The sequence below is a fragment of the Xanthomonas sp. LF06-19 genome, from assembly GCF_034105425.1.
In the GTDB taxonomy this organism is placed as follows: Bacteria; Pseudomonadota; Gammaproteobacteria; order Xanthomonadales; family Xanthomonadaceae; genus Xanthomonas_A; species Xanthomonas_A sontii.
Window position 1 is genome coordinate 215,385 of record NZ_JAXGGH010000008.1, and the last position, 16,103, is coordinate 231,487.

The 16,103-nt window shown below is 69.4% G+C and carries 11 protein-coding genes and 1 other RNA gene; 5 read left to right on the plus strand and 7 right to left on the minus strand.

The genetic code is table 11. From position 1 onward, the window contains the following. Positions 1-90: 90 nt before the first annotated feature. The gene (locus SLW55_RS16595) at positions 91-3,201 is read left to right on the plus strand and encodes an efflux RND transporter permease subunit (protein ID WP_267100593.1); all 3,111 of its coding nucleotides are present in this window, start codon (positions 91-93) and stop codon (positions 3,199-3,201) included. 154 nt (positions 3,202-3,355) lie between these two features. Here SLW55_RS16595 and SLW55_RS16600 read toward each other — a convergent pair whose 3' ends face one another. Continuing rightward, positions 3,356-4,048, minus strand: a complete 693-nt coding sequence (locus SLW55_RS16600) for a lectin (protein WP_267100594.1) — start codon at positions 4,046-4,048, stop codon at positions 3,356-3,358. Between the two features lie 226 nt (positions 4,049-4,274). Here SLW55_RS16600 and SLW55_RS16605 point away from each other — a divergent pair, with 226 nt between their 5' ends. After that, positions 4,275-4,781 carry a hypothetical protein gene (locus SLW55_RS16605; protein ID WP_267097846.1) on the plus strand — a complete coding sequence of 169 codons (507 nt, stop codon included), beginning with the start codon at positions 4,275-4,277 and terminating at the stop codon, positions 4,779-4,781. A gap of 73 nt (positions 4,782-4,854) precedes the next feature. Here the strand turns inward: SLW55_RS16605 and hmgA are convergent, their stop codons facing one another. The 3 genes from hmgA to hppD form a co-directional block, all read right to left on the minus strand. Next, complete coding sequence (hmgA, locus tag SLW55_RS16610; RefSeq protein WP_295964160.1) at positions 4,855-6,153, minus strand: homogentisate 1,2-dioxygenase; 1,299 nt, start codon at positions 6,151-6,153, stop codon at positions 4,855-4,857. Between the two features lie 18 nt (positions 6,154-6,171). Then, positions 6,172-6,564: an endonuclease domain-containing protein gene (locus tag SLW55_RS16615; protein WP_152236753.1), complete on the minus strand. Its 393-nt coding sequence runs from the start codon at positions 6,562-6,564 to the stop codon at positions 6,172-6,174. Between the two features lie 119 nt (positions 6,565-6,683). After that, complete coding sequence (hppD, locus tag SLW55_RS16620; RefSeq protein ID WP_152236777.1) at positions 6,684-7,751, minus strand: 4-hydroxyphenylpyruvate dioxygenase; 1,068 nt, start codon at positions 7,749-7,751, stop codon at positions 6,684-6,686. Between the two features lie 182 nt (positions 7,752-7,933). On the opposite strand from hppD, the gene SLW55_RS16625 reads away from it, so the two are divergent. Further along, positions 7,934-8,416, plus strand: a complete 483-nt coding sequence (locus SLW55_RS16625) for a MarR family winged helix-turn-helix transcriptional regulator (RefSeq protein WP_010341302.1) — start codon at positions 7,934-7,936, stop codon at positions 8,414-8,416. A gap of 143 nt (positions 8,417-8,559) precedes the next feature. Here the strand turns inward: SLW55_RS16625 and SLW55_RS16630 are convergent, their stop codons facing one another. The 3 genes from SLW55_RS16630 to SLW55_RS16640 form a co-directional block, all read right to left on the minus strand. Beyond that, positions 8,560-9,162, minus strand: a complete 603-nt coding sequence (locus SLW55_RS16630; protein WP_320745422.1) for a thioredoxin family protein — start codon at positions 9,160-9,162, stop codon at positions 8,560-8,562. Positions 9,163-9,177: 15 nt separating this feature from the next. After that, complete coding sequence (locus SLW55_RS16635) at positions 9,178-10,701, minus strand: oligopeptide:H+ symporter (RefSeq protein ID WP_320745423.1); 1,524 nt, start codon at positions 10,699-10,701, stop codon at positions 9,178-9,180. Positions 10,702-10,995: 294 nt separating this feature from the next. After that, a complete protein-coding gene (locus tag SLW55_RS16640) occupies positions 10,996-11,907 on the minus strand; it encodes a tryptophan 2,3-dioxygenase family protein (RefSeq protein WP_152236756.1) in 912 nt (303 codons plus the stop codon). 192 nt (positions 11,908-12,099) lie between these two features. Between SLW55_RS16640 and SLW55_RS16645 the strand changes: the two genes are divergently transcribed. After that, positions 12,100-12,175: non-coding RNA, sX9 sRNA (locus SLW55_RS16645), on the plus strand. A 42-nt stretch (positions 12,176-12,217) separates the two neighbouring features. Further along, positions 12,218-15,799: a lamin tail domain-containing protein gene (locus SLW55_RS16650; protein WP_320745424.1), complete on the plus strand. Its 3,582-nt coding sequence runs from the start codon at positions 12,218-12,220 to the stop codon at positions 15,797-15,799. The last annotated feature ends 304 nt before the right edge of the window (positions 15,800-16,103 follow it).

Below are 16,103 nucleotides of genomic sequence, written 5' to 3' on the forward strand. Positions count from 1 at the left end.
CCGACTCGTTCACTCCATGCCGGATCCTCGAAAGACTGACACCGGGCGCGTACTGCGATTCCCGATTCCCCATTCCCCATTCCCGGCCCCATGAACATCTCCGCGCCCTTCATCCGCCGTCCCATCGGCACCGCGCTGCTGGCCATCGGCCTGTTCGTGATCGGCATGATGTGCTACCTGCGCCTGGGCGTGGCGGCGCTGCCGAACATCTCGATCCCGGTGATCTTCGTGCAGGCCAGCCAGGCCGGCGCCGATGCCTCGACCATGGCCGCCACGGTCACCGCGCCGCTGGAGCGGCACCTGGGCCAGGTGCCCGGCATCGACACCATGCGCTCCTCCAGCTCGGAGGGGAACAGCCAGGTGTTCATGGTGTTCCAGAGCAGCCGCAACATCGATTCGGCGGCGCAGGACGTGCAGACCGCGATCAACGCCGCGCAGGCCGACCTGCCCTCCGGCCTGGCCACGCCGCGCTACCAGAAGGCCAATCCCAACGACGATCCGGTCATCGCCATCGCCCTGACCTCGGACACGCAGTCGGCCGACGAGCTGTACAACGTCGCCGATTCGCTGCTCGCGCAGCGCCTGCGCCAGATCACCGGCGTGGCCTCGGTGGACATCGGCGGCGCTTCCACGCCGGCGGTGCGGGTGGACGTGAACCTGCGCGCGCTCAACGCCATGGGCCTGACCCCGGACGACCTGCGCAATGCGGTGCGCGCGGCCAACGTCACCTCGCCCACCGGCTTCCTCAGCGACGGCGCCACCACCACGGCCATCGTCGCCAACGACGCGGTGGCCAAGGCCGCCGACTTCGGCCAGGTGGTGATCAGCCAGCAACAGGGCCGCGCGGTGCGCCTGCGCGACATCGCCAACGTCTACGACGGCCAGCAGGACGCTTACCAGGCGGCCTGGTTCGGCGGCAAGCCGGCGGTGGTGATGTATGTGTTCACCCGCGCCGGCGCCAACATTGTGGAGACGGTGGACCGGGTCAAGGCCGAGATCCCGATGCTGCGCACCTACCTGCAGCCGGGCACGAAGATGACGGCGTACTTCGACCGTACCCCGACCATCCGCGCCTCGCTCAACGAGGTGCAGGCCACGCTGATGATCAGCCTGGCGATGGTGGTGCTGACCATGGCGCTGTTCCTGCGCCGGCTGGCGCCCACGCTGATCGCCGCGGCCACCGTGCCGCTGTCGCTGGCCGGCGCGGCGCTGGCGATGTACGTCATGGGCTTCACCCTCAACAACCTGAGCCTGCTGGCGCTGGTGATCGCGATCGGCTTCGTCGTCGACGATGCGATCGTGGTCATCGAGAACATCATGCGCCACCTCGACGAGGGCATGTCGCGGCTGGACGCGGCGCTGGCCGGCGCGCGCGAGATCGGCTTCACCATCGTCTCGATCACCGCCTCGCTGGTGGCGGTATTCATTCCGATCCTGTTCGCCAGCGGCATGATCGGGGTGTTCTTCCGCGAGTTCACCGTCACCCTGGTCGCGGCGATCTGCGTCTCGGCGGTGGTCTCGCTGACGCTGACCCCGGCGCTGTGCAGCCGCTTCCTGTCCGCGCACGCCGAGCCGGAGCAACCCGGCCGCTTCGGCGCCTGGCTGGAGCGCATGCACGAGCGCATGCTGCGCGTGTACACCGTGGCCCTGGACTTCTCGCTGCGCCACGCGCTGTTGCTGGCGCTGACCCCGCTGCTGCTGATCGCGGCCACGGTGTTCCTGGCCGGCGCGGTCAAGAAGGGCTCGTTCCCGGCGCAGGACACCGGCCTGATCTGGGGCCGCGCCACCTCCAGCGCCACCGTGTCCTTCGCCGACATGGTCAACCGCCAGCGCCGCATCACCGACATGCTTATGTCCGACCCTGCGGTGAAGATCGTCGGTGCGCGCCTGGGCAGCAGCCGCCAGGGCTCCAGCGCCAGCTTCAACATCGAGCTCAAGCGCCGCGACGAAGGCCGCACCGATACCACCGCGCAGGTGCTGGCGCGGCTCAGCGCCAAGGCCGACCGCTACCCCGACCTGCAGTTGCGCCTGCGCGCGATCCAGGACCTGCCCAGCGACGGTGGCGGCGGCACCAGCCAGGGCGCGCAGTACCGCGTCTCGCTGCAGGGCAACGACAACGCGCAGTTGCAGGAATGGCTGCCCAAGCTGCAGGCCGCCCTGAAGCAGAACCCCAAGCTGCGCGACGTCGGCACCGACGTGGACAACGCCGGCCTGCGCCAGAACATCGTGATCGACCGCGCCCTGGCCGCGCGCCTGGGCGTGTCGATCGGCGCCATCGACGGCGCGCTGTACGGCGCGTTCGGCCAGCGCCAGATCTCCACCATCTACTCCGACCTCAACCAGTACAGCGTGGTGGTCAACGCGCTGCCGGACCAGACCGCCACGCCGGCGGCGCTGAACCGCATCTACGTGCCCAACCGCAACGGCACGATGATCCCGCTGACCGCGGTGGCGCATCAGGTGCCGGGTCTGGCGCCGTCGCAGATCACGCACATGAACCAGTACACGACCATGGACCTGAGCTACAACCTGGCGCCAGGCGTGAGCACCGGCGAGGGCGATGCGATCATCGCCGCCACCGTGGCCGGGCTGCGCATGCCCGGCGACATCCGCATCGCCGACGGCGGCGGCTTCGGCGTGCAGCTGCAGCCGAACTCGATGCTGGTGCTGGTGCTGGCCGCGATCGTGGTGGTCTACATCGTGCTGGGCATGCTCTACGAGAGCCTGGTGCACCCGGTGACCATTCTCTCCACGCTGCCGGCCGCCGGCATGGGCGCGCTGCTGGCGCTGTGGGTCACCGGCACCGAGCTGTCGGTGATCTCGATGATCGCGCTGGTGCTGCTGATCGGCATCGTCAAGAAGAACGCGATCATGATGATCGACTTCGCCCTGGTCGCCGAGCGCGAGCACGGCAAGACCCCGCTGGAGGCCGCGCGCGAAGCCTGCATCGTGCGCTTCCGCCCGATCATGATGACCACGATGGTGGCGATCCTGGCCGCGGTGCCGCTGGCGGTGGGCCTGGGCGAAGGCTCGGAGCTGCGCCGCCCGCTCGGCATCGCGATGATCGGCGGCCTGCTGATCTCGCAGAGCCTGACCCTGCTCAGCACCCCGGCGCTGTACGTGATCTTCTCCTGCCTGCGCGAACGCTGGTACGCGCGGCGCGCGCGGCGGCGCGAGCGGCGGCAGCTGCGGGTGGCCTGACGGCCGGGAATCGGGAATAGAGAATGGGGAATCGGAAAAGCGAGGAGCAAAGAGCGGTCATGCGCCACTGAGGCGAAAGCGGCACCAGTTGCCTCAGTCACTCGACCCTCATGCTCTTCCCATTCCCCACTCCCGATTCCCTATTCCCGGCTTCTCAGCCACACCCTTCCACGTAATCCACCTGCGGCGGCAGGCCCACGCGCCAGGCGACGGCCTTGCCGGCTGCGTCGGTCTCGAACACCAGCACGCCAGGCTGGCCGGACTCGCCGCGCACGCGCAGCATCTTGGCGCCTTCGACGTACTTGTGCGGCTGCTCTTCCACGCGACCGGCGTACAGCGCGCGCAGTTGCGCCAGGTCCATGCCGACCTTGCCGCCGCCGGGCGCGGTCTCCTTGGGGGTGCGCACGTCGTAGCGCACCAACTTGTCGCCTTCGATCATCAGGCCGAACCGGTGGTTGCCCTTGGCCCAGCGCGGACGCAGCACGTAGCAGCTGCTGCCGGCGCTGGGCTGGCCGTCGAGCTCGCCGCCCCAGGCGGCGCGTGCCTGCGCCGCCGGCATGCCCAGGCGCAGGTCGCCATAGCCATCGATGCGGGCCAGTCGCCGGTCGTCCGCGGCGAGTTCCGGCGGCAGCGCCGAGGCCGGCGCCTGTGCCGGCGGCACGTCGCTATCGGGCTGGTCGATGTCCGGCGGCGGCAAGGCGCCGTCGTCGGCCGTGGCGGGTGCCGCGGTCTGCGCCTGCGCCGGCGCAGACGGTGCGGGAGGCGCGGACGGCGGCGCGGGCGGCTGCCGGTCGCAGGCGGCGAGCGCGAGCAGCAACACCGCCACGCCTGGTTGAATCGGCTTCATCGCACTTCCTCGCTGGACCAGCGCATAGGCTAGCGTGCATGCCCTCGCCCTGCACGGCAGCGGCGACCCACTGCCAGGCATGCGCGGCCGAGCACCGCGTCCCGGACCAGGCGTTCGACCACGTCGACGGCGTGCCGCTTGCCGGCACTGACACGCCGACGCATCGCCCCTGTCATCGGCATTTCACCGCACTGCGCCACGCTGCGCGCCTACCGACCCCGCCGCCATGCACCCGCGCAAGACCGCCCTCGCCCTTGCGGCACTGCAATCGCACGATGCGCCGCTGGACATGCGCCAGCGACGCGTGTTGATCCTGGCCGACGGCCAGCGCAGCGTCGAGGAACTGGCCACGCTGGGCGGCCGCGGCGCCGATGCGATCGTGCAGGGGCTGCTGGAGCAGGGCTACCTGGACGATGGGCGCAGCGTCGCCGCCGCAACGGTGGCCGCGAGCGCGCCACCACCACCGGCCGACCCGCGTCGCGCCCTGCTCAATGCACGCATGTATCTGCTGGACCTGCTGCAACTGCAGCGGCATCCGGCCTCGCCTGCCCTGCAGCTGCAGTTGCGCGCCGCGCGCGAGGAGCAGGACACCCTGCGCGCGATCGCGCTGGCGCTGCGCGCCATGCCGGAGATGACCTCCGAGCGCTACGCGCAGCGCATCCGCGAGCGCGTGTTGGAGATCCTGCCGGCATCGCTGCACGGCGCGCTGACGGCGGCGGCGGAGGCCGCCTGACGGGCAGCGCCGCCGTGCGTCGCAGCGGCAGTCCCGGCAGCAGCCTGAGCGACGCGGCCGCGCCGGCGCCCGCTCAGGGCGCGCGGAAGTGCCGGCGCAGGCCCTGCCAGCACTGCTGGTAGTCGCGCTGGCGATGCGCGGCGTCCAGCGCCTGTGCGGTCGGGCGCAGCACCGCACGGGTCTCGAACATGAAGGCCATGGTGTCGGCGATGACGTCCGGCCGCGACAGGTCGGCCTGCGAGGCCTTGTCGAAGGTGGCCGCATCCGGGCCGTGCCCGCTCATGCAGTTGTGCAGCGACGCGCCGCCCGGGGCGAAGCCGTCGGCCTTGGCATCGTAGACGCCGTGCACCAGGCCCATGAACTCGCTGGCCACGTTGCGGTGGAACCACGGCGGCCGGAAGGTGTGCTGCGCCACCAACCAGCGCGGCGGGAAGATCGCGAAATCCATGTTGGCGGTGCCGGGCGTGTCACTGGGCGCGGTCAGCACGGTGAAGATGCTGGGATCGGGATGGTCGAAACTGATCGAGCCGATGGTGTTGAAGCGGCGCAGGTCGTACTTGTACGGCGCGTAGTTGCCGTGCCAGGCGACCACGTCCAGCGGCGAATGCCCGATCGGCGCGCGCCACAGATGGCCCTGGAACTTGGCGATCAGTGCGAACTCGCCCTCGTCTTCCTCGTAGGCGGCGACCGGCGTGAGGAAATCGCGTGGGTTGGCCAGGCCGTTGGCGCCGATCGGCCCCAGGTCGGGCAGCCGCAGCAGGCCGCCGAAGTTCTCGCACACGTAGCCGCGCGCGGGGCCGTCGGGCAGTTCCACGCGGAAGCGCACCCCGCGCGGGATCACCGCGATCTCCTGCGGGGCCACTTCCAGCGTGCCCAGTTCGGTGCACAGGCGCAGTTGCCCGAGCTGCGGGACCAACAGCAGTTCCGCATCGGCGTTGTAGAAGAAACGGCCCTGCATCGACGCGTTGGCCGCATACAGGTGCACCGCCACGCCATGTTGCGCTTCGGCCGAGCCGTTGCCAGCCATCGTGTACAGGCCGTCGACGAAGTCCACCGGCGTCTCCGGCAGCGGCAACGGGCTCCAGCGCAACTGGTCCGGCGGCACCTGACCGCGCTGGAAGTCGTTGTGGAACGCGCCGGCACGGTCGTAAGCGACGAAGCCGCCGTGCATCACCGCCGGCCGAATGCGATACAGCCAGCTGCGCCGGTTGGCGCCGCGCGGCGCGGTGAACGCGGTGCCCGACAACTGCTCGGCGTACAGGCCGTGGGCCACGCGCTGCGGCGAGTTCTGCCCGACCGGCAACGCGCCGGGCACCGCCTCGGTGGCGAATTCGTTGCCGAAGCCGGACATGTAGCGATGATGGTCATGCATATGCTTGAGCCTTGGATATCAAGCCCCTCTCCCACCGGGAGAGGGGTTGGGGTGAGGGTACGGCGACCCAGTGGCGTCGCAAATCACCTGGATCACGGCATCGATCGAAAGCAGTACGTCATTGTTCCAGAAGCGCATGACCCGCCAGCCTTGCGATGCCAGCCAACGCGTTCTTGTGGCATCGCATGGTTCGGTATGTTGCGCGCCGTCGATTTCGACAATCAGCTTTGCCGCCACACAACAGAAATCTGCGACATACGGTGGGATCGGGTACTGACGCCGGAACTTGGCACCTTGCAACTGTCCGCTTCTCAGACAACGCCATAGTGCGCGCTCGGCGTCGGTCATGGTGCGACGTAGGTGGCGTGCGTGTGCCAGTGTCGATGTGGGTAGTGGCGGTTTGATCGTCATGACCCCACCGTACCCTCACCCCAACCCCTCTCTCCCACAGGGACTTCCTTCGGTCGCCGATGGGAGAGGGGCTAATGCCGCTGTCCGAACTCTCCGCGCTGCGCTGTCAGCATCTGCCCTCAGAGCACGCCGCGCTTCATCTGGTCGCGCTCGATGCTCTCGAACAGCGCCTGGAAGTTGCCTTCGCCGAAGCCTTCGTTGCCCTTGCGCTGGATGATCTCGAAGAAGATCGGGCCGATGCAGTTCTGGGTGAAGATCTGCAGCAGCTTGCGCTGCTTGGTCTCCAGGTCGGCGTCGATCAGGATCTTGTTGCGCGCCAGCCGCGCCACGTCCTCGCCGTGATTGGGGATGCGCTGGTCGATCACCTCGAAGTAGGTGTCCGGCGTGTCCAGGAACTCGACACCGGCCGCGCGCATGCGCTCGACGGTCTCGTAGATGTCGTCGGTGAAGCAGGCGATGTGCTGGATGCCTTCGCCGCGGTAGGCGTCCAGGTACTCGTTGATCTGGCTCTTCGGATCGGACGATTCGTTGAGCGGGATGCGCACCACGCCGTCCGGCGCGGTCATCGCCTTGGACACCAGCCCGGTCTTGGCGCCCTTGATGTCGAAGTAGCGGATCTCGCGGAAGTTGAACAGGCGCTCGTAGTAGTCCGACCAGCGCTGCATATTGCCGAAGTACAGGTTGTGGGTCAGGTGGTCGATGAAGGTCAGGCCGAAACCGGCCGGATGCTGCTCGGCACCGGGCACCGGCTCGAACTCGGTGTACACCGAGCCCTTCTCGCCGTACTGGTCGACCAGGTACAGCATGCAGTCGCCGATGCCCTTGACCACCGGCGCCGGCACCGCGCGGGTGTCGGCCTTGTCGGCGATCGCTTCGCCGCCGTTCTCCAGCACCTTGGCGAACACCTCGTCGGCCGGGTGCCGGAAGCGGATCGCGAAGCCGCAGGCGCAGGGGCCGTGCGCGGCAGCGAAATCGGCGGCGAAGGAGTCCGGCTCCTCGTTGACCAGGAAGTTGACCCCGCCCTGGCGGTACACGGTGATCGCGCGCTGGCGATGGCGCAGCACCGCGGTGAAGCCCATGCTGCGGAAGTACGCGTGCAACTGCTCGCCCTGCCCGGTCGGCGCGGCGAATTCCACGAACTCGAAACCGTCGATGCCCATCGGGTTCTCGAAGGTGGTGACCTGCATGCCGAGGTTGGTCGGCTGCGACGGATGCTGCGCTTGTGCATTCATGACGCGTCTCCTGGAGGGGGGAGTCGCGGCGGCCGGGCCGAAATTTCGGATGCGGACGGGCGCCAGACTCGCGAGAATGGACCGTAGTATCCTCCGTTATAGTTACAAGTGAAACCACCAGCAAGGTGCAATGCAGCATGACGATCGCCACGCCCGCCCCGACGCCCGACTCGCCCTCCCTGGATCTGGAACGGTTCCTGCCGTACCGGATCAGCGTGCTGTCCAACCGCATCAGCAGCAACATCGCCCGCGTCTACGGCGAGCGCTACGGCATGGCGGTGACCGAGTGGCGGGTGATGGCGGTGCTGGCGCTGTATCCGGGGCTGTCGGCCGGCGAGGTCTCCGAGCGCACCGCGATGGACAAGGTGGCGGTGAGCCGGGCGGTGGCGCGGCAGCTGGAGCGCGGCTTCATCCAGCGCGAGACCCACGGCGACGACCGCCGCCGCTCGGTGCTGCACCTGACCGCGGCCGGGGTGGAGGTGTACCAGGTGGTGGCGCCGATGGTGCTGGAATGCGAACGGCGCCTGCTGGCGCCCTTCAGCGAGGACGAGCAGCGGCTGCTGAACCGGCTGATCGACCGCCTGGCGGCCGAGGGCCTGCCGAGCATGACCGGGCGCTGAGGCGCCGGGGCCCGTGACACCGGGGCCTCGAACACCGCAGGAGCGGCTTCATCCGCGACCGGGCATTCCTTGGAAGCCCGGTCGCGGCTGATCCCACAAAAGGGACAAGACCCGCTCCTACGAGAACTGCGCTTCGCGACCGCTCAGGCCTTGGGCGGCGCCCATTCCTTGAGGAAGTCCGAGAACTTCCTGCGATCGTAGTCCTTGCCCTTCTGCAGGTCGGCGAGCACCTGCGAGTGCAGCAGCTTGCCGTCGGCGTCGAGCACCAGCAGGTGCGGGAAGTCGACGATCTTCGGGTACTGCGCCATGAACGCCTCGTTCTTGTTGGCGTCGCTGACGTTGACCTTGACCCAGACGAAGTTGGCGTCGCGGAAGCTGCGCAGTTCCGCATCGCCCTCGATGAAGTTGTCCAGGGTGTGGCACCAGTCGCACGCCTCGTTGCCCACGTCGAGCAGGATGCGCTTGCCGCCGCGCTTGGCCTCGACCATGGCGGTGTCCAGGTCGTCGGCCGGATTGCGCTGCGGATCGAACTGCGCGCCCAGGGCCTTGGCCGCGGCCACGTCGGCGGCGGCCGGGGTATTGCCCGAGGCCACCGGCTGGTTGGGGTCGGCCACCGGCGGCTTCTGCACCGAGGTGTCCAGCGGCTTGGCCGGCGCCTGCGCGTCGGGCGGCGCCGCGGTCTGCCCGCACGCGCTCAGCGCCAGCATCGCCGCCAGGGCAGCGCAGATCGTCTTGTTCATCGCCATTGCGTCGTCCTCAGGTTACTTCACACCGTGCATCAGCTTGCTGATCAGCGGCGCGATCAGGAACAGCACCACGCCGGCGCCCAGCAGCGCCCAGAAGCCGAAGGTATACCCGCCCAGCGCGGACGACACGGTCATGCCGCCTTCGCCGCTGACATGGCTGGCGAAGATGCCGGACAGGTTGTTGCCGATGCCGGTGGACAGGAACCAGCCGCCCATGCCGAAGCCGACCAGCCGCACCGGCGCCAGCTTGGTCACCATCGACAGCCCGATCGGCGACAGGCACAGCTCGCCCACCGACTGGATGACGTAGACCATGAACAGGGTCCAGAACGGGATCTTGCCGGCGTCGTTGACCAGGCTCGACAGCGCGAACATCAGCAGCAGGAAGGCCAGGCCGTTGAACACCAGGCCGAGCGCGAACTTGCGCGAGATCGAGGGATTGAAGCGGCCGGCCTTGACCCAGATCCAGGCGATGACCGGCGCCAGGGTGATGATCGCCAGCGAGTTGACCGACTGGAACCACGCGGTCGGGAAGGTCCAGTCGCCGAACTGGCGGTTGACGATCTCGTCGGCGAGGAAGGTGAAGGAACTGCCGGCCTGCTCGAAGAACATCCAGAACAGCACGTTGAAGGCGAAGATGATCAGCATCGCGATGACCTTGTCGCGCGCGACCTTGCCGTTGCGGATGCCTTCCACCAGCAACATGATCGCCAGGGCCACGAACATGGTGCTGAGGATCCACTGCAGCACTTCGGCGCCGGCGGCCAGCGCCAGGTACACCACCGGGACCGCCACCATCATGCCCAGCAACACGTAGACCACGCGCATGCCGCCGGCACCGCCCGGCAACGGCGCACCGATGCCCTTGAGCTGGCGGCGGCCGAACCAGAACCACACCAGGCTGATCAGCATGCCGATGCCCGAGGCGATGAACACCATCTTGTAGGACGGCATCGCTTCGGTGCCGAACACCTTCTCGGCCAGCTGCTGGGTCAGCCACGGCGCGATCATCGCGCCCAGGTTGATGCCCATGTAGAAGATGGTGAAGCCGCTGTCGCGGCGCGGATCGGCGGCGCTGTACAGCTTGCCGACCATGGTCGAAATGTTGGGTTTGAACAGGCCGTTGCCGACCACCACGGTGGCCAGGCCCAGTTCGAAGATCTGCGGGTTGGGCACGGAGATCAGGAACAGGCCGGTGGACATCACCGCCGCACCGACCAGGATCGAGCGCTGGTAGCCGAGCACCCGGTCGGCGATGTAGCCGCCGAAGATCGCCGCCGCGTACACCAGTGCCAGGTAGGCGCCGTAGGTGGCGCTGGCCGCGGCCTGGCCCGAACCCTGGCCGCCATGGAACTGCGCCACGATGTACAGCACCAGCGCCCAGCGAATGCCGTAGAACGCGAAGCGCTCCCAGAACTCGGTCATGAACAGCATCCACAGCGGACGCGGATGCCCCAGCAGGGTCTTGAATTCGGGCGGTTGCGCTGACGGCGGCTGCGGTGAGGCGGGGTGATTCGACGCGACGACGTCAACGCTCATGCGGTGTTCCCTTGCGTATTCAGGATGGGCTGGGGCGGTGCGTCCGGCCAGGCCGGGCAACGGGCGAGGATCACCGAGCGACGGCGTGGCGTCAAATGCGTGGTGGGGCCGGGACTCGGGACCCGGAGCCCGGGACCCGGAAAGGCGGGCGCTCGAAGGCCAGGGATTCCGGGCGAGAAGGCGATGTGCGCATGCGGTACGCCAGCCTCCGCGCGGCGCGCCACGCGGAAAGACCAACGCCTCCGACCACGACGCAGCGCAGCAAGGCCGAGCGGCGCCTGCCCGCGCGCTCCACTACGGCGCTTGCGACGCCCCACCCGGGTCCCGGGTCCCGAGTCCCGGGTCCCGGCTCTCCAGCCCCACCGAGGTCCGCACCTCGAACAGCTCCGGAAAGAAGGTCAGCGCCAGCGCCTGCTGCAGGAAGCCGACGCCGCTGGAGCCGCCGGTGCCGCGCTTGAAGCCGATCACCCGCATCACCGTGCGCATGTGGCGGAAGCGCCACAGCTGGAACTGGGTCTCCAGGTCCACCAGGTCCTCGCACAGCGCGTACTCGCGCCAGTAGCGGTCGGTGTTCTCGTAGATGCGCTCGAACACCGGGCGCAGCAGCGGGTCGCTGACGTGCGGCTGGCGCCAGTCGCGGGCGTGGTACGGCGCCGGCACCGCGTGGCCGAAGCGGGCCAGGTAGCGCAGGAACTCCTCGTACAGGCTGGGCGCCTCCAGCACCGCCTGCAGCGCCGCCTGGCCCTGCGGGTCGTGGTCGAACACCGGCAGCATCTGCGCGTTCTTGTTGCCGAGCATGAATTCGATGGTGCGGTACTGCAGCGACTGGAAGCCGGAGGACGGACCCAGCACGTCGCGGAAGCCCATGTACTCGGACGGGGTCAGGGTCTCCAGCACCGACCACTGCTCGGTCAGCAGGCGCAGCACCTGCTTGCTGCGCGCCAGCACCTTGCGGCACTGCCACACCTGGTCGCGCTGCAGGTGCGCGATCGCCGCGCCCAGCTCGTGCGCCAGCAGCTTCAGCCACAGTTCCGAGGTCTGGTGCTGGACGATGAACAGCAGTTCGTCGTGGTGCGGGGGGTTCGACAGCGGCTGCTGCGCCGACAGCAGCCGGTCCAGGCGCAGGTAGCCGCCGTAGGTCAGGCGGCCTTCCAGGTCGGTGTGGATGCCGGCTTCGAGCGGGCGCTGGTTCTGTTCGACGGGCATGGGCGGCGTGGGCGTTCCGGGCCGGCAAGGGTACCGCAGCGACGAATGTCACACATTCGTCAGCACCGGCTGACAAACTCCGGCACAATCGTCGGCGGCGCCTGGGGGGCGCCGTCACGTTATCTGCGTAAGAGCGGCAAACCAAACTACTGCGCAGCCACCAGGCGGGCGCGGACGGTGCTCGGAATCCTCATGTACCACTCGTACACTGCGGTTCCTCCGCGCCGTCCGCACCCACCTGGCGACTGCTCGCTACGTTTCGTTCGCCACTCTTAAGTCCACGTCTTCAAGGATTGGGGAGATCTTGTTCATGCGAACCATGCTGCTTCGAGCTGCAGTGTTGTCGTGCGCGCTGGGTTGTGCCGGGTACGCCCAGGCCCAGGTGGTCATCAGCCAGGTCTATGGCGGTGGCGGCAACAGCGGCGCCACCTACAAAAGCGATTTCGTCGAATTGCACAACAACGGCAGCGAGGCGGTGAGCCTGGCCGGCTGGTCGGTGCAGTACGCCTCGGCCGCCGGCAGCAGCTGGCAGGTCACCACGCTCAGCGGCAGCATCGCGCCGGGCGGCTACTACCTGGTCAAACAGGCCGACGGCAGCGGCGGCAGCACCGCGCTGCCCACGCCCGACGCCACCGGCACCATCGCCATGAGCGGCAGCGCCGGCAAGATCGCGCTGAGCAAGAGCAGCGCCGCGCTGAGCGGCGCCTGCCCGGCCGGCAACGCCGACTTCGTCGGCTACGGCAGCAGCGCCAGCTGCGCCGAGGGCAGCGCCCCGACCGCCGCGCCCAGCAACACCCTGGCGGTGCTGCGCGGCAACGGCGGCTGCACCGACAGCGACAACAACAACGCCGACTTCGCCACCGGCGCGCCGACCCCGCGCAACAGCGCCGCGCCGGTCAGCCTGTGCGGCGGCGGCAACCAGCCGGTGGCCAGCGTGGCCAACGTCAGCCGCGCCGAAGGCGACAGCGGAAGCAGCGCATTCGTGTTCACGGTGACGCTGAGCCAGCCGGCCGGTAGCGCCGGTGTGACTTTCACCGTCGCCACCCGCGACGGCACCGCCACTGCCGGCAGCGACTACCAGGCACTGGCCGCGACCCAGGTGACCATCCCGGCCGGCGAAAGCAGCGCCGAGGTGCGCGTGCTGGTCAACGGCGACACCAGCAACGAACCCGACGAGACCTTCTACCTCGACATCACCGGCGTCAGCGGTGCGCTGCCGTCCACGCTGACCGCCAGTGGAGTGATCCTCAACGACGACTTCAACCTGGTGCCGATCCACAGCATCCAGGGCAGCGGCGCGCGCTCGCCGCTGGTCGGCCAGGTGGTCGCCACCAGCGGCATCGTCACCGCGCGGCGCAGCGCCGGCTTCTTCCTGCAGACGCCCGACGCCCAGGCCGACGCCGACCCGCTCACCTCCGAGGGCATCTATGTCTACACCGGCAGCGCGCCGCCGGCCGAGGCCGCGGTGGGCAATTCGGTGCGGGTGCAGGCCACGGTGGTCGAATACGTGCCCAGCACCGACCCCAGCCAGCCGCCGCTGACCGAACTGACCTCGCCGACGGTGCTGCTGCAGTCCACCGGCAATCCGCTGCCGGCCGCGGTCGAGCTGACCACCCGTTTCCCCGACCCGAACGGCGCCTACGACCAGCTCGAGCGCCTGGAAGGCATGCGCGTCACCGTGCCCAGCCTGACCGTCAACACGCCGACCCTGGGCAACGTCAACGAGACCAACGCCAGCGCCACCAGCAATGGCGTGTTCCATGCCGTGGTCACCGGACTGCCGCGCGCCTGGCGCACCGCCGGCGTGCAGCAGCCCGACGCGCTGCCGGCCGGCTCGCCGGCCGACGTGCCGCGCTGGAACACCAGCCCGCAGGTGATCGCGGTCGGCAGCGCCGGCCTCGGCGGCCAGCGCATCGACGTGGCCGCCGGCTGCACCGTGCTCGGCGTCAGCGGCCCGCTGGACTACAGCTTCCGCCGCTACACCATCTACCCGGAAACCGCGCCCACCGTGCAGTGCGACGGCGCCGACCAGCCCAAGGCCGCCCCCGCGCCGCAGGCCGACGACGTCAACATCGCCACCTACAACATGGAGCGCTTCTTCGACGACCAGAACGATCCGGCGATCGGCGAACCGGTGCTGACCGCGGCCGCCTACCAGGCGCGCCTCAACAAGGCCTCGCTGGCGATCCGCAACTACCTCAACACCCCCGACATCCTCGGCACGGTGGAGATCGAGAACCTGAGCGTGCTGCAGACCCTGGCCGACCGGGTCAACCGCGACGCGGTGGCCGCCGGCCAGCCCGATCCGCAGTACGTGGCCTACCTGCAGGAAGGCAACGACGTGGGCGGCATCGACGTCGGCTTCCTGGTCAAGACCGCGCAGGTCGGCGCCGGCATCGCCCGCGTCGAGGTGGTCTCGGTGAGCCAGGAAGGCAAGGCCGCCACCTGGACCGAGCCGAGCGGCACCGTCAGCCTGCTCAACGACCGCCCGCCGCTGCTGCTGAAGGCGGTGGTGCATTTCGCCGACGGCCGTGCGCTGCCGCTGACCGTGGTCGAGGTGCACCAGCGTTCGCTCAACGGCGCCGAGACCGACGACGCCAGCGGCCAGCGCATCCGCGCCAAGCGCCAGGCGCAGGCGGTGTTCCTGGCCAACCTGCTGCAGGCGCGTCAGGCCGCCGATCCGACCGAGCAGTTGCTGGTGATGGGCGACTTCAACGCCTTCGAGTTCAACGACGGCTACGTCGATGCGATGGGCACCATCACCGGCCTGCCGGCGCCCGACGCGCAGACCGTGGTCGGCGGCGACGGCGCCACCCTGGTCGATCCGGCGCTGTACAACCTGACCCTGCTGTCGACGCCGGACCAGAGCTACTCCTACGCCTACGACGGCAACGTGCAGTCGCTGGACCACATCCTGGCCAACCGTGCGCTGATGCGCTCGGCGCAGATCGCCGGTCTCAGCGAAGCCCATGCGCGGCTCAACGCCGACTTCCCGGCCGTGGCCCGCAACGACGCCAACTCGCCGGCGCGGCTGTCCGACCACGACCCGGCGGTGGTGCTGATCAAGCTCAAGCCGCTGGAGCGCGCCGACCTGAGCCTGCGCGTGAGCGCCGCCAACGCGTCCGTCTATGCCGACGACACCATCCGCTACAGCGTGGAACTGGCCAACGCCGGTCCGGACGCGGCGCGTGCGGCGGCAGTCGCCTTCGCCCTGGACGCGGCGGTGGCCCCGAGCGTGACCGCCGCCCCGAGCTGGGACTGCGCCGCGCCGGAGGTGGCTGCGCAGACCGTGGTCACCTGCAGCACCGCGCAGTTCGCCGCCGGCACCACGCCGCGCTTCGAGGTGGCGGTGCCGGCCGGCACCGCCCTGGTCGGGCGCAGCCTGAGCCTGGCCGCGTCGGTGGCCTCGCAGACCGAGGACCCCAACCCCGGCGACAACGGCGGCGGCGCCACGGTGGCGGTGCAGGCGCGTCCGGCCGGCGACCTGGCGGTGTCGATCGACGGCCCGGCCACCCTGCCGTTCTTCGCCTTCTTCGCCGACTACCGCATCGACGTGCGCAACCACGGCAATGCGCCGGTGCAGGGCGCCAGCCTGGAGATCGACGGCAGCACCTTGTCGGCGCTCACCGCGCTGGTGCCGCCGCGCGGCTGGCAGTGCGTGCGGCAGAACCACGGCCTGCGCAGCGCGCGCTTCCAGTGCCGCAGCGGCGCCGACCTGGCGCCGGGCGCCAGCGCCGCATTCCGCCTGAGCCTGGCGACACGGCCGCTGCCGGCCGATCGCCAGATCGTGATCGGCGCCAGCGCCGGCTCGACCTCGGCCGATGCCGACCCGAGCGACAACAGCGCGCGCTTGAGCACCCGCGTGGAGGGGCTGCGCCTGTTCGGCCGCTGATCGCGGCAAGCGGTGCAGACGAAAGGGCGTGGCCGCAAGGCCACGCCCTTTTTGCTTGGGGCAACGCCACCCGGCGCCGATCACGCGCTGCCGAAAGCGCTATCGCGCAGGAGCGGCGTCAGCCTCGATGGGGGATTCCCGGTAACGCCCGTCGCGGCTGAAGCCGCTGTTACGAGGCGACGTCCATGCGGCTTGAGGGTGCGTGGCGGGCGATGCGCGATGCCCTTGCGCTGCTGCTGCACGCGTGCGCCTTCTGTCCTTGTCCGACACCCTCGCCTCCAGCGCGCGCACCGCACCGCTGGCA

Excerpts from the sequence above, each read along its gene's own strand:
- SLW55_RS16605 (WP_267097846.1), top strand. The coding sequence starts at position 4,275 with ATGCACCCGCGCAAGACCGCCCTCGCCCTTGCGGCACTGCAATCGCAC.
- SLW55_RS16650 (WP_320745424.1), top strand. The coding sequence starts at position 12,218 with ATGCGAACCATGCTGCTTCGAGCTGCAGTGTTGTCGTGCGCGCTGGGT.
- hppD (WP_152236777.1), bottom strand. The coding sequence starts at position 7,751 with ATGCAGGTCACCACCTTCGAGAACCCGATGGGCATCGACGGTTTCGAG.
- SLW55_RS16635 (WP_320745423.1), bottom strand. The coding sequence starts at position 10,701 with ATGAGCGTTGACGTCGTCGCGTCGAATCACCCCGCCTCACCGCAGCCG.
- SLW55_RS16595 (WP_267100593.1), top strand. The coding sequence starts at position 91 with ATGAACATCTCCGCGCCCTTCATCCGCCGTCCCATCGGCACCGCGCTG.
- SLW55_RS16600 (WP_267100594.1), bottom strand. The coding sequence starts at position 4,048 with ATGAAGCCGATTCAACCAGGCGTGGCGGTGTTGCTGCTCGCGCTCGCC.
- SLW55_RS16615 (WP_152236753.1), bottom strand. The coding sequence starts at position 6,564 with ATGACGATCAAACCGCCACTACCCACATCGACACTGGCACACGCACGC.
- SLW55_RS16640 (WP_152236756.1), bottom strand. The coding sequence starts at position 11,907 with ATGCCCGTCGAACAGAACCAGCGCCCGCTCGAAGCCGGCATCCACACC.
- SLW55_RS16625 (WP_010341302.1), top strand. The coding sequence starts at position 7,934 with ATGACGATCGCCACGCCCGCCCCGACGCCCGACTCGCCCTCCCTGGAT.
- hmgA (WP_295964160.1), bottom strand. The coding sequence starts at position 6,153 with ATGCATGACCATCATCGCTACATGTCCGGCTTCGGCAACGAATTCGCC.
- SLW55_RS16630 (WP_320745422.1), bottom strand. The coding sequence starts at position 9,162 with ATGGCGATGAACAAGACGATCTGCGCTGCCCTGGCGGCGATGCTGGCG.